Source organism: Pseudoalteromonas sp. C2R02 (genome assembly GCF_018860845.1).
Lineage (GTDB): Bacteria > Pseudomonadota > Gammaproteobacteria > Enterobacterales > Alteromonadaceae > Pseudoalteromonas.
The window spans coordinates 475,658-500,446 of sequence record NZ_JAHKQC010000034.1 but is presented as its reverse complement, the minus strand read 5'-3'; the positions used below and the strand labels follow the sequence as shown (position 1 = coordinate 500,446).

Annotated in this window: 18 protein-coding genes and 1 pseudogene; 15 read left to right on the top strand and 4 right to left on the bottom strand. The window is 35.6% G+C overall.

Going from position 1 to position 24,789, the window contains the following annotated elements:
- Nucleotides 1-199: 199 nt before the first annotated feature.
- The 15 genes and pseudogenes from KO527_RS15435 to KO527_RS15360 all read left to right on the top strand — a co-directional run bounded on the left by KO527_RS15435 (nt 200) and on the right by KO527_RS15360 (nt 17,452).
- Nucleotides 200-1,327, top strand: coding sequence for an arginase family protein (locus KO527_RS15435; RefSeq protein WP_216041168.1), 1,128 nt, complete (start codon nt 200-202; stop codon nt 1,325-1,327).
- A gap of 9 nt (nt 1,328-1,336) precedes the next feature.
- A complete protein-coding gene (locus KO527_RS15430) occupies nt 1,337-1,789 on the top strand; it encodes an ArgR family transcriptional regulator (protein WP_216041167.1) in 453 nt (150 codons plus the stop codon).
- 115 nt (nt 1,790-1,904) lie between these two features.
- On the top strand, nt 1,905-5,579 hold the full coding sequence (locus KO527_RS15425; RefSeq protein ID WP_216041166.1) for a Calx-beta domain-containing protein: 3,675 nt from the start codon (nt 1,905-1,907) through the stop codon (nt 5,577-5,579).
- Between the two features lie 207 nt (nt 5,580-5,786).
- Nucleotides 5,787-7,709: a molecular chaperone DnaK gene (gene dnaK, locus KO527_RS15420; RefSeq protein WP_216041165.1), complete on the top strand. Its 1,923-nt coding sequence runs from the start codon at nt 5,787-5,789 to the stop codon at nt 7,707-7,709.
- A 144-nt stretch (nt 7,710-7,853) separates the two neighbouring features.
- On the top strand, nt 7,854-8,990 hold the full coding sequence (gene dnaJ, locus KO527_RS15415; protein ID WP_216041164.1) for a molecular chaperone DnaJ: 1,137 nt from the start codon (nt 7,854-7,856) through the stop codon (nt 8,988-8,990).
- A gap of 175 nt (nt 8,991-9,165) precedes the next feature.
- On the top strand, nt 9,166-9,885 hold the full coding sequence (locus tag KO527_RS15410; RefSeq protein WP_216041163.1) for a diguanylate cyclase: 720 nt from the start codon (nt 9,166-9,168) through the stop codon (nt 9,883-9,885).
- A 94-nt stretch (nt 9,886-9,979) separates the two neighbouring features.
- Nucleotides 9,980-10,978, top strand: coding sequence for an XdhC/CoxI family protein (locus tag KO527_RS15405; RefSeq protein WP_216041162.1), 999 nt, complete (start codon nt 9,980-9,982; stop codon nt 10,976-10,978).
- Nucleotides 10,979-11,029: 51 nt separating this feature from the next.
- Nucleotides 11,030-11,479: a (2Fe-2S)-binding protein gene (locus KO527_RS15400; protein WP_216041161.1), complete on the top strand. Its 450-nt coding sequence runs from the start codon at nt 11,030-11,032 to the stop codon at nt 11,477-11,479.
- 15 nt (nt 11,480-11,494) lie between these two features.
- The gene (locus KO527_RS15395) at nt 11,495-13,738 is read left to right on the top strand and encodes a molybdopterin cofactor-binding domain-containing protein (protein ID WP_216041160.1); all 2,244 of its coding nucleotides are present in this window, start codon (nt 11,495-11,497) and stop codon (nt 13,736-13,738) included.
- 400 nt (nt 13,739-14,138) lie between these two features.
- Nucleotides 14,139-14,506, top strand: a pseudogene (locus KO527_RS26425) (group 1 truncated hemoglobin).
- Nucleotides 14,506-14,808 carry a 2Fe-2S iron-sulfur cluster binding domain-containing protein gene (locus KO527_RS15380; RefSeq protein ID WP_216041157.1) on the top strand — a complete coding sequence of 101 codons (303 nt, stop codon included), beginning with the start codon at nt 14,506-14,508 and terminating at the stop codon, nt 14,806-14,808. Before KO527_RS26425 ends, KO527_RS15380 begins: the two are co-directional and overlap by 1 nt.
- Nucleotides 14,808-15,053, top strand: a complete 246-nt coding sequence (locus KO527_RS15375; RefSeq protein WP_216041156.1) for an FAD-binding oxidoreductase — start codon at nt 14,808-14,810, stop codon at nt 15,051-15,053. The genes KO527_RS15380 and KO527_RS15375 overlap by 1 nt, the downstream gene beginning before the upstream one ends.
- The gene (locus KO527_RS26420) at nt 15,044-15,223 is read left to right on the top strand and encodes a hypothetical protein (protein WP_216041187.1); all 180 of its coding nucleotides are present in this window, start codon (nt 15,044-15,046) and stop codon (nt 15,221-15,223) included. Before KO527_RS15375 ends, KO527_RS26420 begins: the two co-directional genes overlap by 10 nt.
- A 110-nt stretch (nt 15,224-15,333) precedes the next feature.
- A complete protein-coding gene (locus KO527_RS15365; RefSeq protein ID WP_216041155.1) occupies nt 15,334-15,483 on the top strand; it encodes a hypothetical protein in 150 nt (49 codons plus the stop codon).
- 169 nt (nt 15,484-15,652) lie between these two features.
- On the top strand, nt 15,653-17,452 hold the full coding sequence (locus KO527_RS15360; protein ID WP_252733747.1) for a thiamine pyrophosphate-dependent enzyme: 1,800 nt from the start codon (nt 15,653-15,655) through the stop codon (nt 17,450-17,452).
- A 109-nt stretch (nt 17,453-17,561) separates the two neighbouring features.
- On the opposite strand, the gene KO527_RS15355 is transcribed toward KO527_RS15360, so the two are convergent.
- The 4 genes from KO527_RS15355 to KO527_RS15340 all read right to left on the bottom strand — a co-directional run bounded on the left by KO527_RS15355 (nt 17,562) and on the right by KO527_RS15340 (nt 24,723).
- The gene (locus KO527_RS15355; protein ID WP_216041154.1) at nt 17,562-20,252 is read right to left on the bottom strand and encodes a TonB-dependent receptor; all 2,691 of its coding nucleotides are present in this window, start codon (nt 20,250-20,252) and stop codon (nt 17,562-17,564) included.
- 379 nt (nt 20,253-20,631) lie between these two features.
- Complete coding sequence (moeA, locus tag KO527_RS15350; RefSeq protein ID WP_216041153.1) at nt 20,632-21,870, bottom strand: molybdopterin molybdotransferase MoeA; 1,239 nt, start codon at nt 21,868-21,870, stop codon at nt 20,632-20,634.
- 89 nt (nt 21,871-21,959) lie between these two features.
- Nucleotides 21,960-22,469 carry a DUF4240 domain-containing protein gene (locus tag KO527_RS15345; protein ID WP_216041152.1) on the bottom strand — a complete coding sequence of 170 codons (510 nt, stop codon included), beginning with the start codon at nt 22,467-22,469 and terminating at the stop codon, nt 21,960-21,962.
- Nucleotides 22,470-22,578: 109 nt separating this feature from the next.
- Nucleotides 22,579-24,723 carry a M3 family metallopeptidase gene (locus KO527_RS15340; protein WP_216041151.1) on the bottom strand — a complete coding sequence of 715 codons (2,145 nt, stop codon included), beginning with the start codon at nt 24,721-24,723 and terminating at the stop codon, nt 22,579-22,581.
- Between the last annotated feature and the right edge of the window lie 66 nt (nt 24,724-24,789).

Here is a 24,789-nt window from a genome sequence, read left to right as displayed (position 1 = left end):
AACAAAATACAAAATAGTATTAATGTAACCATCTAATATAAAAGGTTTATATATAACTACTTAGATAATGACACCTCAATTGAAGTGTAGTGATTTAATCAAAATATTGTGTTGTTTCAACAATACATCGTATTTATTAGAAAATTTGTAAAATTAAAAAATTGAATAAATAACCGATTTAAAAAAGTAAGGGTATTAAATGAGTAATAACTGGAATGAATTTAAAACACAGCTAGAAAACTGTCTATGTCCACCAGGTAATGGCGTATTCACGGTTAATACTGCAAAAGAACGTAAAGAAGCGTTACACCAAAAACTTTATAATGAAACATCACAAGAGAAAGTAACTGCTTTATGGCAATCATCTTTATCTGAGATGCCTAGTTCAGAACATAAAGCAGTGATCTTAGGCATAAGTTCAGATTGTGGTGGCGGTATTTTACGTGGTGCAAACTGGGGTCCTTTATTGCTTCGCGCAACTATGGTTGAACAGCAAGCACAAACCCAAGCATTTGATATGGGTGATATTCGCATTATTCCTCATTTATTACATGATAAATACTTAAATGACGGTACCATTGAAAATTGTCAAAAAGCGCTATACCAAAAAGAAGATATCAATAATAAAGCTGATTATGCTGTTAGCCCATTATCAATCACAGAAGATGTATGCGATAGCTTTTATGCCAACCTGCCAGATAAAGGCATTTTTGGTATTGGCGGTGATCACTCAATTAGTTACCCGTTAACAAAATCATTTTTAAAAGCCAAACGTGACCGTGGTATCCGTACAGCCATTATACATTTTGATGCCCATACAGATTTACTCGTTGAAAGGTTAGGCATCGACCTATGTTTTGGTTCTTGGTGTACGCATATTTTAGAATACCTACCAGATCCAAGTCATTTAATTCAATTAGGCATTCGTTCGAGTGGTAAGCCGAAATCTCATTGGGAAGATACCTTTGGCGTAAAACAACATTGGGCACATGAAATTCAAGAGCAAGGCGCTCAAAAAATTGTTGATGGCATTATTGCGCAATTAAAACGAGACAATGTTGATGAACTTTATGTCAGTTTTGATATTGATGCATTAGATGCAAAATGGGCATCAGCAACTGGCACACCTGAACCAGATGGTATGACACCAGACGAATCTTTATTAATATTAAAAGCATTAAGCGAGCAATTCCCAATTACCGGTGCAGATATGATGGAAATTGCACCTTTCACAGATAGTTCTTTAGTCGGTCAATCTAGCTCAGAGACCACATTAAAAGAAGGCGCAAAAATTTCAGCGTTTTTAATTGATGCAATGAACAAATAATAGAGTTTAATGATGAAACAAAGCCCGCTTATCCAAAATATTAAAGCATTGCTTAAAGAGCAACAAATTCGAAGTCATTACGAATTGTCTTATTATTTGGCTGAGCGTGGCTTTGAAAATACAAGCCAACCCCAAATCTCTCGTATTTTGAAACAAATTGGCGCTGTAAGTATTAAAAATAGTAATGGAGAATCTGTTTATACAATACAGCATGAACTCATGATGCCAACCCTTGATACCCAAGTAAAAGAGCTAGTGATCGATAGCCATACAAATCAATTTATAGTGATGGTTGAAACCATTCCCGGTTCAGCTGATATCATTGCAAGAGTAATTGAAAATTCTCCAATTAAGCGACTTATTCTTGCTACTATTGCAGGAGACGATAATGTGATGCTGATCCCATCATCAATTAAAAGCTGTTCTCAAATAAAAGAAATGATTAAAACTATTTTTAACTAACCCTTATTATTAATAAAATATTTACATCGATTCACAAACACGCCTTTTACTACTTGTTCCTAAAGTTTATATCTGCAATGATTATTATTTACCATATTATTGAATAGACAACTCAATGTTTAAACTTAATTTAAAAGCATTATGCATATTATGTGCATTATTGTACCCTTCACTAGTAAACGCTTTACAGCCCCCAACAGCTAAGCAACTGGCGCAATATAAAAAAAATGGTACACTTCAACAAAAATTGAATAATGCTAAGAAATTAGCAAACTATAAAATATCTCCAAATTTATCTCATCATACTAAAAACTATATTAATGATAAGTTAGGGGTTAAAGCTGCGTCTGCAAGTATTCCAGGCCATCGAGGTCTGCCTTCAACTGGTAATGTTAAAACATTCACTTTATTACTTGATTTCCCAGATGCAAAAGCACCTGACCACCAAACTGTTGAAGTGATCAATAATCATATCTATGGAGAAGGGTTGCCTCAGCGATACCCTGTAGAAAGTTTAACAAGCTTTTATAAGCGTTCATCATATGATCAACTTAACATCGGCGGTAATGTAATAGGTTGGTATACAACACCTTATCCACGAACTGACATAACCGACGCGCGTGCAGTCATAAAAGAAGCACTTACCTACTACGAAACACAAGGTCACGATTTTAGTCAATATGATAATGATAATGATGGCTATATTGACTATTTCTCTGTTGTTTGGACGGGAGAAGTAGGTGAGTGGGCTAGTCTATGGTGGGGCTGGCAAAGCTCATTTTCTGACGCTAATTATACTTTAACAGGTAAGCAACTTGCCGCTTTTTCTTGGCAATGGTTAAGTTGGAATAATGAAACTGATGACTTTGATCCCTTAACGTTGATACATGAAACAGGTCACGGTTTAGGCTTACCTGATTTTTATGACTATGATGGTAATATAGGCCCTGTAGGCGGAGTTGGCGGCTTAGATATGATGGATGCAACATGGGGTGATCATGGCGCGTTTTCAAAATTTGCACTAGGTTGGATAGAACCTAAAGTCATAGCCGCAAGTGACAATACCATTTCATTGTCGCCAAGTAGTAATACAAAAGATGCATTGATAATCATGCCTGATCTTAGTTTAGATAAAAAATATAGTGAGTACTTTGTTGTACAAAATCGAGACAAAATGGGCAATGATCAAAATATGCCTAATGAAGGCCTTTTGATTTGGCATATCAACGCTGCTACCAATGAATACGGATTTATTCATGATAATAGCTATTCAGATAATAAATTAATTCGCCTTATGGAAGCAGATGGCCATGAACACATAGAGCAAGGGTTAGGTGCTGATGCAGCTGATTACTATATCGCTGGAAATGAATTTGGAACTACCTCTACTCCTCATAGCGAAAATTATCAAAATCAGGCAACAGGCGTAGAAATTGAAGGGATATCTATCGATAGTCCTAACATTACTTTCAATGCAAACATTGCTCAATTACCTGAAATATCATTTAGCAATATAAGTAACTTGCAAACGATAAATGATCAACAATTAGTCGACATCGAAATTACACCAATTGAGCAGATCACTAAAGTAGAGTTTTATTTAGATGGTACATTACTCGCTGAAGACAATTCTGCACCATTTTCAGCTGAACTCGATACAACACAAATGAAAACAGGTGAAATTTCCTTACTTGTTAATGCATATACATCTGAAAACACCAAAAGCCATGCTCAAATTTCGATGCTTAAACTGCCAGAAGTTAGCACACCTCTCATTATTGATATCGGGCAGTCAAAATCAATATCAGCTTTGTCAGGTGCTTTAAAATCAAATTCAATCTCACCCATTATCATCAGTGATATTCCGACTTTAGATGTCAGTAAAACACCTATTCTATTTATAGATAATGCATCTACTTTAGGTTTGACAGAGCAACAATTAGCTAACTTATTAAGCTATGTTTCATCTGGTGGACATGTATATTACGAAAATACTGAATGGTATTGGGAAGGGAATACAATTAATGCACAAATGAAACAATTTGGTATAGAAACAAACTTTGCTTGGTCGCAAAATGTGAGTGCTATTTCAGGCGCCAGTGACTCTCCTGTTTATGGAATTAGTTATTCTGTACCAGAAGGGAGTTGGCAATTATATACTGAATTAATTGCCAGCTCTGGAGCTACGGGCGTAACCCCTATATGGCAATTAGATGAGCCGAACTTAAACTTAGCTGTTATAAATCAAATTGGTGATGCAAAATTCATCGCATCAACTACACGTTTTTCTGATATCCCAACTGACAAACATCAATTGATAATGAGTAACTATTTATCATATTTTGGGCAAACCACAGCGCCTAAAACGCCAAAAGTAAATGTCATGACTACAGAGGTATCGCAAGCTGAAAACAGCGGTGCATTGAGCGTTGAATTACAAAGAGACTTCGACGATGGTAGCCAAACATCTATCAATGTCAGGCTTGAGCCTATAACCGCAGTAGAAGGAGTTGATTACAAGCTAATATCAGAACCTATCATTAAATTCAGTGAAGGTCAGTTGGAAGCAGCTGTATTTATAGAACTGATAAATAATCAAATTGCAGATCCAGATAGACAGCTAAAACTCATCATTGAAGGTGAAAATGCAGGAAATACCACCGAAGCTCTGATCACAATACAAAACGAAGACATACCTGGTAATGTAAAATTTGCAATGGAAAACATATCAGTTAACGAAAATGAAAGTATTATCCCAATTAATATTTTTCACTATGGTGATGGCATCACGCCACATAGTTTAAAAATTAAAGTGATAAGTGATACAGCAATAGCAGATGTTGATTTTGAAGCTTTTGATATTGAATATACTTTAGCTGGTGATGAATATACAAAATCATTTGATTTAAAAATAATCAATAACCAAAAGGTAGATGTTGATCGAAAATTGAAGTTGGTAATTGATAGTGAATATAAAACAGATGATTACCAGGATATTGAGATCACCATTGTTGATGATGAACTAAGAGGTAAAATTCAATTAGCCCAGCACTCAGCAGAATATATAGAAGATGCAGGTGTTGTTAATATTCAAATTCAACGTATTGGTGGCAGTGATGATGAGTTGTCATTTAAAGTCAGAACATTAGATGAAACAGCAATAGGAGATTCAGATTTCGTAAAAATTGATCAAGAGTTCAAATTTTTATCTGGAGAGACATCTAAAACTATTTCAATAGACATTATAGATAATCAACTCATTGATGGACCAAAGCAGTTCCAACTTGCTTTGGAAAGTGAATATCTTCAAGGCTCTGAACAAAAGATGGTAATCACCATTACTGATAATGATATGAGGGGAAAAATACAATTTAAAACTGCTACTTTATCAATAGCTGAAAACAGCGATAGTTTTGAAATCGAAGTACAAAGAGTTGAAGGCAGTGTTTCTGAGATACCCTTTACCATTAAGTCAAAAGATAATACTGCAATAGCGGGAACTGATTTTACGTCTATCAATGAAAGTCTGACGCTTAGCTCTGGTGAACTAAGTAAAACAATTTCATTAAATGTGATAGACAATAATATTGTCGAAAATGATAAATATTTTACAATTATCATGGAAAGTGATTATTTAATAAATGGTTTTCAAGAAATAGTTGTGACTATTAATAATGATGATAAAACAACACCAATTAAACCAGTTGAACCTGAAAAGTCGTCATCAGGTGGTAGCTTGGCTTTTTTATTGGTATTTATTCCTTTGATACTGAGACGATATACGAAATAAAAAAGGAATATATAATCAAAGCCAGCTAAATAGCTGGCTTTTTACTTTAAAAATTAGTTCAAAACTGTATTTTCAAAGAAAATTTCAAAAAGTTTAAAAAAAATTTAGTTTTACTGTTGAAATTGCTTAGACCCACCCTTATTAACTAATCATCGAGCAAGTGTATTACAAAATATTACAGAATTTTAGAAGTTGGAGAAAAGTTTCATGGGTAAGATTATCGGAATCGATTTAGGTACTACTAACTCTTGTGTTGCAGTACTTGACGGCGGTGTGCCACGCGTTATTGAAAATGCTGAAGGCGATCGTACAACTCCTTCAATCATCGCATATGCTGATGAAGGTGAGATTCTAGTAGGTCAACCTGCTAAGCGCCAAGCTGTAACAAACCCGACAAATACTTTATTCGCTATCAAGCGTTTAATCGGTCGTCGTTTTAAAGACAAAGAAGTACAACGTGACATCGACATCATGCCTTTCAAAATTGTTGAAGCTGATAACGGCGATGCATGGGTACAAGCTAAAGATGAAAAATTAGCAGCACCACAAATCTCTGCAGAAATCTTGAAGAAAATGAAAAAGACTGCTGAAGATTACTTAGGTGAAGAAGTAACAGGTGCAGTAATTACTGTTCCTGCATACTTTAACGATTCACAACGTCAAGCAACTAAAGATGCTGGTCGTATAGCGGGTCTTGAAGTTAAACGTATTATCAATGAACCAACTGCTGCTGCATTAGCATACGGTATGGACAAGAAGAAAGGCGACCACGTAGTAGCTGTTTACGACCTTGGTGGTGGTACTTTCGATATTTCAATCATCGAAATCGATGAAGTTGAAGGCGAGCACACTTTTGAAGTATTAGCGACAAACGGTGATACGCACTTAGGTGGTGAAGATTTCGATAACCGCGTAATCAACTACTTAGTAGAAGAGTTCAAAAAAGAGCAGTCAATCGACTTAAGAAATGACCCGCTTGCAATGCAACGTGTTAAAGAAGCAGCTGAAAAAGCGAAGATTGAATTATCTTCTGCACAACAAACAGATGTTAACTTACCATACGTAACTGCTGATGCAACTGGTCCTAAGCACATGAATGTTAAGATCACGCGTGCTAAATTAGAATCTTTAGTTGAAGATTTAGTAGCACAGTCTTTAGCTCCGCTTAAGCAAGCACTAGCTGATGCAGATTTATCTGTTGGCGACATCCATGATGTTATCTTAGTTGGTGGTCAAACACGTATGCCTATGGTTCAAAAAGAAGTTGCTGACTTCTTTGGTAAAGAATCACGTAAAGACGTTAACCCTGATGAAGCAGTAGCTATGGGTGCTGCAATCCAAGCTGGTGTGCTAGCTGGTGACGTTAAAGATGTATTATTACTAGATGTAAGCCCGCTTTCTCTAGGTATCGAAACTATGGGTCAAATGATGACTACATTAATCGAGAAAAATACAACTATCCCAACGAAAAAGTCACAGACTTTCTCAACAGCAGAAGATAACCAATCAGCTGTAACAATTCACGTATTACAAGGTGAGCGTAAGCGTTCTTCTGATAATAAATCTTTAGGTCAGTTTAACCTTGAAGGTATTCGTGCAGCACAACGTGGTACACCACAAATCGAAGTAACTTTTGATGTTGATGCTGATGGTATCTTACATGTATCTGCAAAAGATAAAGACACTGGTACTGAGCAAAAAATCACTATTCAAGCATCTTCAGGTCTTTCAGATGAAGAAGTAGAAGCTATGGTACGTGATGCAGAAGCAAATGCTGAAGCGGATAAAGCGTTTGAAGAACTAGCTGCTGCACGTAACCAAGCTGATGCGATGGTTCACGGTACTAAGAAACAAATCGAAGAAGCAGGCGAAGCATTACCAAGCGATGATAAAGAAGCAATCGAAGCGGCACTAGCTGAACTAGAAACAGCTAGCAAAGGCGAAGATAAGGCTGAAATTGATGCTAAAACTCAAGCATTAATGGAAAAATCTCAAAAGCTAATGGAAATTGCTCAAGCTAAGCAACAAGCTGAACAACAGCCTGGTACAGAACAAGCTGAACCTTCAGCGAAGCAAGACGACGATGTTGTTGATGCTGAATTTGAAGAAGTAAAAGAAGACAATAAATAACTTTTAAAGCGTAATTAAATTAAAGAGTTATTTAGGGCGCACAAGTATATAAACTTGATGCGCCCTTTGTATTAATTCGCAATTAATATTTTTCAAAAAACTTAATTGTCAATTAATTCGAGTTAAATTGATACAGAGAAGATTATGTCTAAACGCGATTGTTATGAAGTCCTTGGGATCTCAAAAGATGCCAGTGAAAGAGACATCAAAAAAGCATATAAAAAATTAGCTATGAAATATCACCCAGACCGTACTGCGGGTGACAAAGCATTAGAAGCTAAATTTAAAGAAGTAAAAGATGCTTATGAAATTCTAAACGATAGTCAAAAACGCCAAACTTATGATCAATACGGTCATGCTGCATTTGAACAAGGCGGCGGCGGTGGCGGTTACGGCGGCGGCCAAGGTGACTTCGGCGATATTTTTGGTGATGTATTTGGTGATATATTTGGTGGCGGAGGCGGCGGTCGACGTCAATCTCGTCAGCAACGCGGTGCCGATTTACGTTACAATATGGAGTTAAGCTTAGAAGAAGCTGTTCGTGGTAAAGAAGTTGAAATAAAAGTACCAACTTGGGTTGGTTGTGAACCTTGTGATGGTAGTGGTGCTAAGAAAGGCTCAAAACCAAAAACATGTACAACTTGTCATGGTGCTGGTCAAGTTCAAATGCGCCAAGGTTTCTTTGCTGTACAGCAAACTTGTCCAACATGTGGTGGTCAAGGCCAAATCATATCAGATCCATGTAAACATTGTCATGGACAAGGTCGTGTTGAAAAGAACAAAACTTTATCTGTAAAAATACCAGCAGGTGTTGATACTGGGGATCGTATTCGCCTTTCAGGTGAAGGAGAGGCAGGCGTGCATGGTGCACCTTCAGGTGATTTATATGTTCAAGTCTCTGTACGTGAACATGCAATTTTCACACGTGATGGAAACAATCTTTACTGTGAAGTGCCAATTGGTTTCACAACTGCTGCATTAGGCGGTGGTATAGAAGTGCCAACATTAGATGGCAGAGCGAAACTAAAAATACCAGCTGAATGTCAAACAGACAAAATGTTCCGTATGCGCGGTAAAGGCGTTAAGTCTGTTCGCAGTGGTTCGATTGGTGATCTGATATGTAAAGTTGTTATTGAAACGCCAGTTAAACTAAATGAGCGTCAAAAAGAACTGCTTCAAGAATTTGAAGATAGTATGAGCGATAATAATTCAAAGAATCGTCCAAAAGAGCAAGGCTTTTTTGATGGTGTTAAAAAGTTTTTTGATGATTTAACTAAATAAATTAATCAATATAAGCAACCAGTACTCACTGGTTGCTTTACCTTTTCACAACTATTTCCACGCCAATAGATAAATAATAAACTACTTCCAAATATTACCTACTTATTACAAAAAGCTATTCTTTATTATTGTTTAATTTGATATAAATAATTTATGTAACAAACAGGAAATTATTTTGCCTGATAAAATAAAAGATCATATAAAAAAAAGAACAATAAAAGATCTCTATGTGATATGTAGCGTAGTTATATCTAGCTTTATCATTTTTTGTTTTATCGACACCTTTGAACTTTTATATAAAGCATCAAGAAAATTTGAACAATTGGAACTTGATGAGATTATTCCTACCTTAATAGTCAGTTCTTTTTGTTTTATTGCATTTTCATACAGAAGGTGGAAAGAAGCGAAATACCTGTCACTATATTGTGAAGAACTGTCACTAATCGATCCGCTCACTCATTTACCCAACCGTCGAGTAATCGAAAAATTATTAACAGACTTACCTCAATCTGCCCAATATCCGGTATCACTTATTTTAATTGATATACAAGGTCTACAAAGTATAAAAGAGCGCTTAGGTCTGTCTCTAGCTGAACACTCCTTAATACAATACTTAAATCATGTAACTGATCAATTAACTGCTTCACAATTGATAGCACAATGGCATTCGGAACAATTTATTATTTACTGCCCTGATACGAATATCAATTTAGCCAAGCAACTAATTAATGAATTAGAAACGGCACATCAACACATTACAAATAGTATTCTTTCAGAGATAGAAGTCACTTATGCCTATGAGAGTATTTTTAGTGATGAACAAGTATCTGAAGCACTCGCTGTATTAGAAGATAACCTTCATAAATCTCACTTGTTTAATAAAATTAATAACTAACACATTCGTAATTAGTTACATTTATTTATTATGATTTATAGTCATAGTCAACTATCTTAACTGTAATTAAATGATTGCATAAGAAAAATAATAAATGAGTAATCGGTTAGCCCCTTTATTAGATATTTGGTTTAAACAAAAAGATGAGTGTCAGTGGGTTTTAGCAAGTATTATAGAGACTAAAGGTTCCTCTTATCGAAAAGCGGGCGCTATCATGCTTTTTAATAGTTTAGGAAAAAGTTATGGCTTATTAAGTGGTGGCTGTCTTGAATCAGATTTATTACGACAAGCTCAAAAATGCATAACTAAAAATAGCAATATTTCAGTATGTTATGACATGCAAGATGAGGCTGATATCGCTTGGCAGTTGGGAATAGGTTGTGGCGGTTTAGTCAAAGTACTTTTGCAGCCAATCCATAAAAACAATAATTACTTAGACCTGATAAAGCTAAAAGATGTATTGGCCCAGAGAAAGCAATGCACCTACCAAGTCAATTTAGAATCGAGTAACAATCATGTTTTTACTATTCAAAGTGAAGCTAATTTAAACTCCTTTTTTAATATCAAAATTTCCCCAACGCCATCATTAATCGTTTTTGGAGGTGGGATTGATAGTAAACCCCTTATTAAAATGGCAAATACGCTAGGTTGGGATATTACGTTAATAGATAGTCGCCCCGGCTATGCTCGAAACGCATACTTTAATGAGGCTAACGCCATAATCAAGCAAAAATATAAAACATTAACTGACGATGCAAAAATTCAACAAGCTGATGCAATTGTCATTATGCACCACAATGTAAATTTAGATGCTCAGGCACTTAATTTGGCAAATAATTCAAAAGCAAAATATATCGGTTTATTAGGCCCCCAACATAGAACTGAAAAAGTATTTTCACAAGCAGGTCTCACACCACTTACTTTTAAAAAGCCATTAGCAAACCCAATAGGCTTAGATTTAGGGGGTGAATTGCCTGAATCAATCGCTTTATCTATCTTATCTCAAGCGCATGCCAAAATTGAAAACAGCAACGCGAAATCTTTAGGTTTTTATCAACAAGAAACGATTATCGAGTTAGCTTATTCCAATTAAAAAATTGATAATCGAATAATTAGTCAGCAAAAAAAATCAACCGGAGCAAGTATGATCAGTTTAACCGTCAATAATAAAATTCTGAAACTTGATATCGAACCTCAAATGCCATTGTTATATGCATTAAGAGATGAACTTAAATTAACAGGAACAAAATTTGGCTGTGGTGCTGGACAATGCGGGGCCTGTACAGTTCATTTAGATGGCCAAGCAATCAGATCTTGTATCACGCCAATTTCAGTTGTAGCAGATAAAAAAATAACAACAATTGAAGGTTTAGGGGGAAGTGATGACCATAAAATACAAATTGCATGGAAAGAGTTCAAAGTGCCGCAATGTGGTTATTGTCAAAGTGGTCAAATGATGAGTGCAGCGGCATTATTAAAACAAAATTCAGATCCTACAGAGCAACAAATAGAAAGCTTTATGCAAGGCAATATTTGTCGCTGTGGTACCTATAAAAGAATAAAAGCAGCAATTCAATCGGCAGCAAAAAAATAATAAGGATATTCGATAATGAAAAATATTGAAAATGTAAGCCGTAGAGATTTTTTAAAGCTATCTGGCATGAGTGCCACAGCTTTTATGTTGGGTGTGAATTTGCCTTTATCAAAAGTACAAGCTGAGGAAGCAGGCAATCATGAACTTAACTTTTTTGTAAGTTTAGATAGTAATGGTGATGTCACTTTAGTATGTCATAGATCAGAAATGGGCCAAGGGATCAGAACAAGTGTTCCACAAATCATAGCGGATGAACTTGAAGCTGATTGGAGTAAGATCTCGGTTGTACAAGCCAAAGCCGATGGTAAATATGGCGCGCAAGGTACAGCAGGTTCAGCGTCAATTCGTAATTATTTTACAACAATTCGACAAACAGGTGCCGTTGCTAAAGATATGTTAGAGCAAGCAGCTGCAAATATTTGGCAAGTAGATAAATCGTCAGTGCAAGCAAAACAACATTATATTCACCATAAAAAAACTGGGCAAAAGATTGGTTTTGGTGAGTTAGCAAAACATGCAGCGAAATTAACACCGCCAGATCCTAAAACGATTAAATTAAAAGCTAATGCGGACTTCTCGTTAATTGGCAAAGACGTAAAACAAGTCGACCTAGATAATATTGTTGAAGGTAAAGCACAGTATGCGCAAGATATTCAACTAGACAATATGTTAATCGCTAGCATTCAAAGACCGCCTGTAGTTGGTGGAAAAGTTAAATCTTTTGATGCTACAGAAGCTAAAAAAGTAAAAGGGGTTGTTGATGTCATTCAGCTAAAAGATCGGCCGTTTCCAGTAAACGTAATGCCTTTATCGGGTATTGCGGTTGTGGCAACTAATACATGGGCAGCAATTGAAGGCAGAAAAAGGCTTTTAATTCAGTGGGATCATGGCAACAAACAAGTTCATAATAGCGAATCATTTAAAAAAGAGCTGATCACAAAAGTTAATCAACCAGGCAATGCGGTAAATAGTAAAGGTGATGTATATGCACATAAATACAATGCACAAAATACCCTAGAGGCCACATATACAGTCCCTTATATTAATCATGCACCTATGGAAACACCCGCTGCCACAGCCATGATACAAGGTGATAAATGTACTGTTTGGGCTGGTACTCAGAATCCGCAATGGGCACAAGGCATGGTTGCACAAGAACTTGGCTTAAAGCGAGAGGATGCGCATAAAGTTGAGCTAAATGTCACCTTGATGGGTGGTGCATTTGGCCGTAAGTCTAAAGGTGATTTTATTATAGAGGCCGTGGAGCTAGCAAAGGCCACAGGGCGCCCAGTAAAAGTAATTTGGAGTCGTGAAGATGACATTAAACATGGATTCTATCACTCAAGCGCCGCTAACTATTTCAAAGCTGAAATTTTAGATAATGGCAAAGTCGATAATTTAATTTCAAGGAACGCTTACCCCCCAATCGGTTGGCTTTTTAATGATAAAACTAAAACACCCAGTGATAGTCAGCTCTCTTTAGGTTTTACCGACTTGCCTTTTGATTTAAATACATTAAGTTATGAGAATCATGAGGTTGATTCTTTTGTGCGTCCAGGTTGGGTACGCTCAGTCGCCTGTATTAATAATGGGTTTGCATTAGGCTCTTTTGTTGATGAATTAGCAGTGAAAGCACAAGTGCCACCAAGACAAATGTGGCTAGATTTAATTGGTTCAGACAGAGTTGTTAATCCAACTGAAAATGGTTTCAAATATTCTAATTATAATTTAGACCCTAAAGCACACCCTATAGATACAAAACGAATTAAACATTTAATCAATCTGATCAGCGATAAAGCGAATGTTGAACACAAACTACCTCAAGGACAAGGGTGGGGCATCAGCTTTTTACGCAGTTTTGGCTCTTTTGTCGCTGCGGCCACTAAAGTTGAGGTTAAAGATAAAAAAGTCACAGTTTTGGAAATGCATACGGCAGTTGATTGCGGCATAGTTATAACACCAGATCGCGTAAAAGCACAAATGGAAGGCGCTATGATTTTTGGTCTATCAATCGCCCTCATGGGTGAAATAACAGTAGATAAAGGCATAGTTGAGCAGAGTAATTTTCATGATTATCCTGTTACCAGAATCAATCAAATACCTAAAATCTTCGTACACTTAGTTGACTCTGATGCACCACCTGGTGGTATTGGCGAGCCTGGTGTGCCACCTGTTGCACCTAGCATTACAAACGCCATTTACCATGCAAGTAAAACACGGATCAGAGACTTACCGGTTAATAAGGTATTTCAAGTATAATAAGTGTTAATTTAAGACTAAATAATGGTCAGTTTGGGCGCCACATAAACAGCGCTCTGATTGACCTTTATTATAATTTTCAGGGGTATAAGTACAATTTTTGAATCCCTGAACTGCACATTTATCCTGGCAATTCAATTTTGCTACCCAGTTTGTATACTCACTAGACATCAAATTAAACATCATAATAATACTTATTACGTAAATAAATACTTTTACAAATTGAAACTTATTAGCAGTACTCATCAGTACCTCCAAAACTTCAATATCAGCAACCACCTCACTAGACTTTAGTCTAAGAACTTGAAAAATTAAATTAAAAGGTCACAGCACTCTAAATATTTCTGTTTATGCTTGAAATCGTAGCGAAATCATAAAAAATAATATCAAGAAGAGTGATATGAGCGATTCGTTATTTGAAAGTATTGGTGGGGAAGGCCCAGTTAATGCAGCGGTAGATTTATTTTATAGAAAAGTTTTAATGGATGAGTCTATCAGCCTCTTTTTTGAAAGCACCGATATGAATGCGCAAAGAAATAAACAAAAAAGCTTTTTAACCTTTGCTTTGGCGGACCTAATAACTATTCAGGTAAATCTTTGAGGAATGCACATACTCCCTTAGTTAATAATGGCCTTAATGAAACACACTTTATTGCTGTAGCAGGTCATCTGCAGTCCACTTTAGACAAATTAGGTGTACCAAAAGAGTTAAGTGCTCAAGTAATGGCTATTGCAGCTGGTACCATAGATGATGTACTTAATCGTTAATGCCTAAGAAATTTTTTAACGAACAAGTAATCCCATTCAAAGTCGGTCAATCTGTTTTAGATGCAATGATCGAGTTTCATTGCCATCCGAGATATTCTTGTAAAAAAGGAGTATGTCAGAGTTGTTTATTAAAAAGTGATGATAACCAAGTAACAAGTGCTCAAAAAGATGTAAAGGAGTCTTTAATTGCACAAGGTTATTTCCTTGCGTGCCAGTGTTATCCAAAAGAAGATATTAAAGTTAATGAAACAAATAGCAGTGAGCTAGAGATTGATGTAAAACACATATTTCCACTGATATAGTGATATTAAAGCTCTCATTACCCGATGATAACAACTTAATCATTAAGCCAGGTCAGTTTATTCACTTAAGCCGCCAAGATCTAATTCGAAGTTATTCTGTTGCAAATAATCCCCTAAAGGATAACGGTGTTGAACTACACATTCAAAAAATACAAAATGGAGCAATGAGTAATTGGCTTTATGACAATTGTGAAATAGGAGATAGCTTAAAGTTAAAAGGACCATTTAGTACCGTATCTATTTAGAAAGCCACCTTAATAATGATCTTGTATTAATTGGCACAGGAACTTGCCTTGCCTCTTTAATAGGCATTATTAAACAGGCCTTAGGCAATAATCATCAGGGTAAAATCACTTTATTTCACGGTAGCAGATACCAAGATGGTTTATACCTCCACCAAGATTTAAAAAACTGACACTAGAACATGATAATTTTATTTATTACCCTTGTTTATCAGGTGAAGCAGTAGATAAAAACAGTTTACAAGATACAAAGATTTCACAAGGGCGAGTCAATAAGATTGCGATGCCTACACTAACACACTTTAATTCTGATAAGTTCTATTTATGTGGCCATCCAGAGATGGTTAAACATATGAAAAAAATGCTGTATCTATCTGGTGCTGATTTAAATTACATCAATGCTGACCCATTTGAGTATACTGACTATAACTAAACTAAATCGACACCTAAACTATCAAGCCCCTTTACACTTATGTAAATATTTCAAAACACTTCATAAATATCAATTGTACTTGTATAAATCTAACTATGATCTTGATCAGATTTTATAACTGATTTTATCTATATGGTGTGCTCATTAAAATATTTTATAAGGCATAGCTATGACTTTAACACCACAGAACTGCTCATTCGATAGTAATTTTGGCAAAGAATACAAAGATAGTTTACCCACCTTAGGCAATGTAATTGGTGATGTGATTAAGTTTTTTGGTCATAATAAAGTTTATGGTGTAGGCGGGGATTTTGCTGCAAATTTAATTAGTGTACTTGAAAGTAAAGTTGACATTTGCCCATCAAGTAATGAAATGCATGCGGGTTTTTCTGCCTGTGCACAAGCTGAAATTGATGGTATGGGATTTTGTTTAACGACTTATATGGTTGGCAGCTTACCTTGTACATCTGCAGCTGCGCTTGCAATGACAGAAGGTTTACCTGTGGTATTTATATCTGGCGCACCGGCTGAATCTGAGATCAATGATGTTGCGATTCACCATACTATCCATCCAAATAATTCATGGAAAGCCCAATATGATAATGCATTAGAAGCTTTTTCGGCGCTAGGCATGCAAGTAATAAGACTGCAAGGACAAAGATCAGTTGGCCAACCTAATACTGCAGGTGAGCAATTTTATCAAATTGTTGCTAATGCTTATAAAACAAAACAGCCAGTATTTATTGAAGTACCAAGAGATCAAGTTTTCAGCAAAACGCAGCCTTTAAATTTACCTGAAAATACTAGTAAAATATGTTGCGGATCAAATGTACTAGGTGGTACAGAGCTTATCGCAAATAAAATTACCAAAGAGTTAAACCAATCTCAAAAACCTATGTTGTATTTAGGAGATAGATTAAAGCACAATTACAAACTTAAAAAATTGATACTTGAGTTTTCAAACAAATTTAATATCCCATTCTCTACAAGTTGGTTCGCAAAAGGCATGTTTGATGAGTTTTCGCCTTTGTGTCTAGGTGCATATAATGGTGTATTTACTCAGTCATCTGGTAAAAACTACATTGAATCTCAAACAGATTATGTTTTAGAAGTTGCAACAAGCATTCTTGCACAAGACTCAAATACAGCATTTGGCACAGGAACGCATAAAATAGAAACCTTTGACAACAAAACAACGCTCAAAGGCGGCGCTGTTTTAGAGCAAGATTTAATCGAAATATTTGAAAAACTACTTAAAAGCGACATACCAAAATTTAGTTTTAAAAAACCTATAGAAATACAAAAATATACAAATCCAGAAGATGATATAGATTTTAATAATTTAGCTGACACATTAAATGAGCTACAAAGTGAAGATAATACGCCTTATGTATATCTGCCAGAAGTCGGTAACTCTTATTTTGCCAGTTATGGGCTTAAAGTAAGGCAAGCAAATATTGGTAGAAGCTGGCTTACAAATCCTTGGTATGGCGCCATGGGAACAGCACTGCCTTATGGCCGAGTGATCAGCCAAAAAATAAAAGAAACAGGCGATAAAGATAGAGCAGTGATCATTATAGGTGATGGCGGGTTCCATTTTCAACTAAATGAATTAATTCATTTTTTAAAAGATAATACTCAAGTCACAATTATTTATATGCGCAACAATATATATCATTTAGGTAAAAGCAGTGATGCAAAAATATACCAATGTAACGATGATAAGTTCAATGTACATAATATTATTCAGGCTTACTCAGGTAATTCTACAACTTGTAAAACGATATCTGAATTCAAGCACAGTTTTAAAACCTGTATTGCCGCAGAGGGTATTAATTTAATTGAAGTTTTGGCAAAACCAATAGAAGAAAAGCAGTGTAATGAGCTAAGACTATTAAACATGTATATCAAGTCTAAAAATGGTAACAAAGAAGCCATCGCGCAGTGGAGTGAAATTACTGAAAAATAAAGGCCACTGTAATTCACAATAAATGTTAAAAATGACCTTATTTAGGGAAGTCTTAATTTTTTAAGCAAAACTTGGGGAATTAAACCCCCAAGTTATTTATACCATTTGATTAAAATGAAATTGATACATCACCGTAGAAGAAACGTCCACGGAATGAATATAAGTTGTCATCAGTACCTGTCACACCATTTTCTAGGTAAGGAGGCATTTTATCAAATAAATTTTGGATACCAAATTTCACATCCATTTTGTATTCTTCAATGAAGTAACCCACTTGAACATTATGGAATACCGTTGAAGCCATTACATTTTTACCTTCAATTTCTGAATTATATGTCGCATCATAAGTTGCGCGCATATTATCCATGCTCCAATCAAGCTGTAAAGTTGCTTTTGTTTCAGGAATACTGCCAAATGCACTATCGTAGTCACCGACAATATCTCTAAATGGCGTGTCATCGGTATCTTGCACTTCAAAAGCAAGCATACGAGATACATCCATATTCACTCTAAATTCACCAATTTCTGTTTCAAATAAATAGTTGGCATTTAAATCTACACCAGAGATATTACGAGATGCGATATTATTAGCAGGAGCATAAGTCGATGTAATATAGCCTGTACCATTATGTGAACGTTCAACATCATTTGCATACTCAGGATTACCTGCAACGTATTGATCAATTACATAGTTTGTACTTGCAAATACAACATTGCTTTGTTCAATTTCAAAATAATCTAAAGTGAAAGCAAGATTATCAGATGCTTCATATACAATACCTAAAGTCATGTTATCAGCTTCTTCAGGCTTAAGATCTGGGTTACCACCACCAATTACATTTGAACTTAGAATGGTATTTTTACTTACAGCAGGATCTAACCCCTGACAGCCAGGAATACTGGTATTAAAGTAATTTGCTGTATTATCTGGATTACACGGGTCATGTAAATCTTCAGTTAAGCTAACTGTTTGGCCTTGGTACATTTGCGCCATTGTAGGTGCTCTAAAACCAGTACTGAAACTACCACGTAACGTGAGCTCATCCATAGGTTTATAAATAACACCAAACTTAGGGTTGGTGGTACTTTCGTCTATATCGCTATACTCGGTATATCTAACTGCAGCTTCAAGCTCTAAGTTATCAAGTACTGGAATTTTCGTTTCTAAGTAAAACTCAGTGATTTCACGAACAGGTGAAATAACAGGAGTACTTGCAGAAGCCCAAGATACATCAAAACTTTCTGTGCGCTGACTGATATCAACTTCTTGAGTTAGTTGATCTTCACGATATTCTGCACCCACAGCAAACATCATTTCACCCGCTGGTAGCTCCATTAATGGACCTGAAACACTACCTTGTATAAACATTAAATCATTTTTGTTAGTTTGAACTGGGGCCGTGATATTTATGTAATCAAGCATTTCTTGTGTAATTGACCCTTCAGGACCAAAAACGTTTAATGCGACACAATTTGGATCTTCATCAGTCTCACATTCGTCCGATAAAGCACGTTCAATACGATTAATTGATGGTTGAGAACCACCTGAAGTGACTAATTCCGCAGATTGTTGTGAAAATACAACTTCCCAATCATACTCATCAGCAACAACCCCTTGTAAACCTAAAGTATAACGATTTATTTTATTCTCCGTTTTATAAATACGCGGACCATATTCACTAAAACGACGTGCTACATTACCTGCGACACCAAACGGATTATATTTTTGATTTGGGCCTACACCAAAGTGATTACCATCTGCATCATCATAACCTAAAAATGCATTTGGTGTTTCAGCACCACCTGCATACCAACCGGTATCTACACCAGGAGGAGCCTGATTACCTTGAACAAATCCATCATGGAAAGATAACTCACTAAAGAAGCGGGTATCATCATTTAATTGATAGTCCGCAGTCATAAATATTGAAGTTGTTTTACTATCATTTGCACCTGACTGCACATCACGATAGTTATAACCCATAGTATCGTAATCAAAAGGCACTACAACACTTGGGTTAGCTGCATCTAATACAGTCCAATTGCCTTCACCTAGACCAAAGCCTGATAACTTTGCATTTGGTGCAGTACTTGAGCGTTTATTATCTCCACCGATAAAACCAAAATCTGCATCATGTGTTAAATGACGATCTCTTTCTTTCCAACCTGATATATTGGTTGTTGATGCTGCAAGCATAAAACTGGCTTTATCAGTACTTGCACCCGTTACTAATCCAACTTTACGTTCCTGAGCATCACCTTCTGATGAAATACCATAATGCGTACTCACATCAAAACCATCAAACCTTTGCTTAGTTATGATATTAATAACACCAGCTATCGCATCAGAGCCATAAATTGCAGATGCACCATCTTTAAGTACCTGCATTTCTTGAACAGCTTCAAACGGTATACCTGATAAATCAACTAAACCATTGGCATCAGAGCCTACAACACGACGTCCATTAACCAATACTAAGGTATTTGTTGCTTCTATTCCGCGTAATGTTGCTGTTTGAATGGAATTTGCACCTGAACTACTTTGGTTATTTGTTGTATTGCCCGTTAGTGCTGGTAGACGACGTAATGCTGAACTTACATCAGTGATCCCCATATTAATCATGGATTGTTTGTCTATAACAGTGATAGGAGAAGTTGATGCTAATTCTGTACGCGCAATCCTTGAACCCGTAACCATAATACGCTCAACATCATTTGCGCCTTCTGCAGCCTGAATACTTGGCGCTGTTAATGCTGTTAGCATTGCTAACATAAGTGGTGTTGTCTTAAATGTTTTCATTATTATCCCGTATAATTTTTTTGATATAACATTTTGTATTTGTTTCACACACTCATTAAGTGAAACTATTTCTAGGCTATACAGAATACTTTATACTGTATACAAAAGTTCATTAAGAAAATGTAATATTTTATTACAGGGGTGTATTTAGGGACTAAAGGCGGTAAACATATGATTAAACAGTTAATTAGTTTTATGCTGCCAATCCCTAAATAGAGTTTAAACTCTATATTATTGCTTAATTTAAATAAAAAATTAGGAATATAACTGACATGGTATTTAGAATTTGACGTATGTAGCTTAGGCTGGACTTTAATACCATTTCCGATAATTAAATGACCAGTGAATTATCGGAAGTGGTATAGCTTATGTAACTTAATTATGATTTTTGATTAAAAAGTTCAATAGTAACGTCTTCACCTGAAGATACACCATATGAATCTTGCGCTAACATGACATAACAATTAGCACGGCTTAACGAGCTTAAAATGCCAGATCCCTGTTTACCAGTAGAGTTAACCTGCCATAAACCCGCTTCATCTTGACTTGCGATACCTCGCTGAAACTCTAACCTACCTGGACGTTTTTTAAAATCAGCAATCGAAACTGCATTTAATCTTGTCCTAACAGTGTGATTTTCGCCGGATAATTTTTTAATAAATGGGATCGCTAACTGATCAAAAGTGACAGTCGCAGAAACCGGATTGCCTGGTAAACCAATAAAATAGCTATCAGGTAACTTTCCACATGCAAATGGTTTTCCAGGTTTTATCGCAATTTTCCAAAAGTTAATTTCACCCATTTCGGTTAATATATCTTTGACATAATCCGCTTCACCTACAGACACACCACCTGAAGAAACGACAACATCGGCAACTTTATTTGCATGTTCAAATGTATTTCTTAAAATCATTTGATCATCGCTAATAATGCCTAAATCTATGATTTCAACCGGTAACGCTTTAAGCATTGAAATAACGGTATACCTATTAGATTCAAAAATTTGACCAGCCTTTAATTGACCACCTGGTTCGACTAATTCATCACCTGTCGACATTACAGCTACTTTTACTTTTGAAAATACATCAATTGTTTCAATGCCTAATGACGCAAGTAAACCAATATCAGCAGCAACTAATTTATGACCTTTATTTAAAACTAAAGCGCCTTTGTGAATATCTTCCCCTAAGTTGCGGATATTTGCGCCTTTAGCAGCAGGTTTAATAAAAGTAATTTTGTCCTCAGCCACTTCAGTATTTTCTTGCATGATCACACAATCAACACCTTGTGGGATCACTGCTCCAGTCATAATGCGAACACATTGACCTTGTTCAACTATGCCCTCAAATGGCTGTCCAGCAAAAGAGTAACCAATTTTGTTTAGCGTATTATTATTATTTAAATCTTCACTTCTTAAAGCATAACCATCCATCGCAGAGTTGTGATGCGGTGGCACATTAACAGGAGAGGTAATATCTTGTGCTAGAATACGCCCAAATGCTTTATTTATTGAAATAAATTCAGCGTCAAGACTTGGTGTAGCGCTACATAATAAACGTTTAAGTGCATCTTCAAAAGGCAGTAAATACCCTTGCTGGCTATCACAATCACACGACATAATTTTTAGGCCTTCATATATTAATTTATTTTCGAATTATACAAACAATACTATTTGATTCTTATGATTAAAATCATATTTCTGGTAGATCATTGCCAATATAATTTAAATAATTCTGGATATTGTAATTTTAAAAATTTAGCTTTGTTTTTAAAACGTTTCCCTTGAGGTTCATCAACACCAGATGGCACAAAAGGAAGTTCATCTTCATTTCTGTTTTCGTATATTTGACCTGCTAAAAGATCATATTCATCTAGATAAGGGTAAGGTTGTTCATCTTTTACAGGAATAACATCATAACCAGCTAAATTATCTGGATTTTCAAGTGCTTTATCAAAAATGGCACGACCACGTGAAATTAACCAAGAACGAAATTCTGAAAAAGCATATTCAGAATTACAGCCACAAATAATAAAAGCAGCAGCCCATAAATCCCATGTATAACTAATACGCATCTTTTGATTAAAGTATTTATCAAAATCAGCAAGTTCAGAATCAGAGAGCTGTTCTAGTTTATTTTTTAAGTTATCAGAGATTTCATCAGGAGTTGCGTGAAAGTCAGGAGCTTGAACTAATGTCCAAAAATGTTCTTCAGTCATAAAATATTCTTACATGTGTTTAATACATTAATTATATCTCATAAGTTAAAATAAAAAGCCCTCTAATTTATAAAATTAGAGGGCTTTAATCATTATTTATTACTAAATACTATTTATTTAATAAACCACGACGTTTTAATAAAGGTTCAATTTTTGGATCTTGACCTCTAAATCGCTTGTACATAAGCGCTGGATCTTCTGTACCGCCTGGTTCTAGTACATGTTTACGGTAACCTTCAGCTGTAGCTTGATCAAAGATACCTTTTTCTTTAAATACTTCCCAAGTATCAGCATCATAGATATTTGACCAAATGTAACCATAATAACCTGATGAGTATCCACCAGCGAATATATGAGAGAAGTAAGTTGTACGATATCTAGGTGCAATCTCTTTGATTAAACCAATTTTATCTAAATATGATTTTTCAAATGCATCTGCATCTTGAAGTTCAGCAGTTTCAAGTGAATGCCAATTCATATCTAATAATGCAGCGGCTAAGTATTCTGTTGTACCAAAACCTTGATTAAATTGACCGGCAGCTTGGATCTTTTCAATCAACGCCATAGGAATTACTTCACCTGTTTTATAATGTTTAGCAAATTGTGCTAACACTTCAGGTTCCATCATCCAGTTTTCCATTACTTGTGATGGATACTCAACATAATCACGCGGTAAAGCAGTACCCGTTTGAGAACGGTAATAACCATTTGATAATAAACCTTGAATCGCATGACCAAATTCATGGAACAATGTTGATGCTTGATCAAAAGTTAATAATGTTGGCGTATCGCCTACTGGGCGAGGGTAGTTTAATACGTTGTAGATAATAGGCTTTACATCTTCACCATACATACGTTGTTGCTTACGGAATGAACTCATCCAAGCACCGCCGCGCTTGCTTTCACGCACATAGTGATCTGTTAGGAATAAACCCGCACTTGTACCGTCTTTTTCAAACATTTCAAAAGTACGCACATCTTCATGATATTTTGGTACATCAAAACGTTCCACAAATGTTACGCCCCAGAGCTTTTCTGCTGTATAAAAAATACCTTGTAATGTATTTTCTAAAGAAAAGTATGGTTTTGCTTCAGAAGCATCTAGGTCATAACGATCTTTTCTGATTTTTTCTGCGTAATACCACCAATCCCAAGCTTCTAATTCAAACTTGCCACCTTCAGCATCAATCATTTTTTGCATATCTGCAGCTTCAATTTTAGCTTTAGCAAGTGCTGCAGGCCAAACTTGATCTAACAATTTAAATACATTTTGTGGTGTTTTTGCTGTCGCATTTTCTAAAACATAATCAGCATGGGTTTTGTAACCTAATACTTGTGCGCGCTGGTAACGTAAAGAAGCAATTTTAGATGCTAGTTTTTTATTATCAAATTCATTATTGTTATCACCACGATGTGTATAACCATTATAAACGGCTTTACGTAGCTCACGATTTTCAGCGTAAGTTAAAAATGGGTTTTTACTTGGTCTATGCGTTGTGAATACCCATTTACCTTTATGACCACGCTCGATAGCAGTTTGTGCAGCAGCAGCAATAATATCAGCTGGTAAGCCTGCTAAATCAGACTCTTTATCAATGACAACTTCAAAGCTGTTTGTTTCAGCCAATAAATTTTCACCAAATTTTAAAGAAAGCTTACTGATCTCTTGGTTTAAATCACGTAATTGCTGCTTTTCATTCTCATTTAAATTAGCGCCACCACGTACGAAGCTTTTATAAGTCACTTCTAATAACGTTTTTTGATCAACACGTAACTCTAACGTGTCTTTATTATCGTATACTGATTTTACACGTTTAAATAATTTTTCATTTAATAAAATATCATCACTTAATGCTGATAATTTTGGAGAAAGTTCTTTTGCAATCGCGCGAACTTCATCACTTGACATAGAACCCGTTAAACCATAAAAAACATTGCTTACTTTATTCAGTAAAACACCGCTTTTTTCCATCGCTTCAATGGTATTTTCAAATGTAGGTTTTAATGGAGAGTTAGCAATTTCTAACGTTTGCGCTTTGCTTTGTGCAATACCTTTAGCAAATGCAGGTAAGTAATGTTCATTTTTAATTTTTTCAAATGGTGCGATACCAAAAGGTGTCTCGTATTTTTCGAAAAAAGGATTTGCTTGAGTTGCAATTTCTGTTTTAGCAGCAACTGATTCATTATTATCACCTGTTGCTTGGCAACCAGCGAGTGCAATTGCTAAGGCAATTGGTGTTAGAATTTTTTTCATTTGTGTCTTCCATTTTATTGTCCACAGACATGAAACATTAAAATGGTAATAAGTGCAAAGAAATAA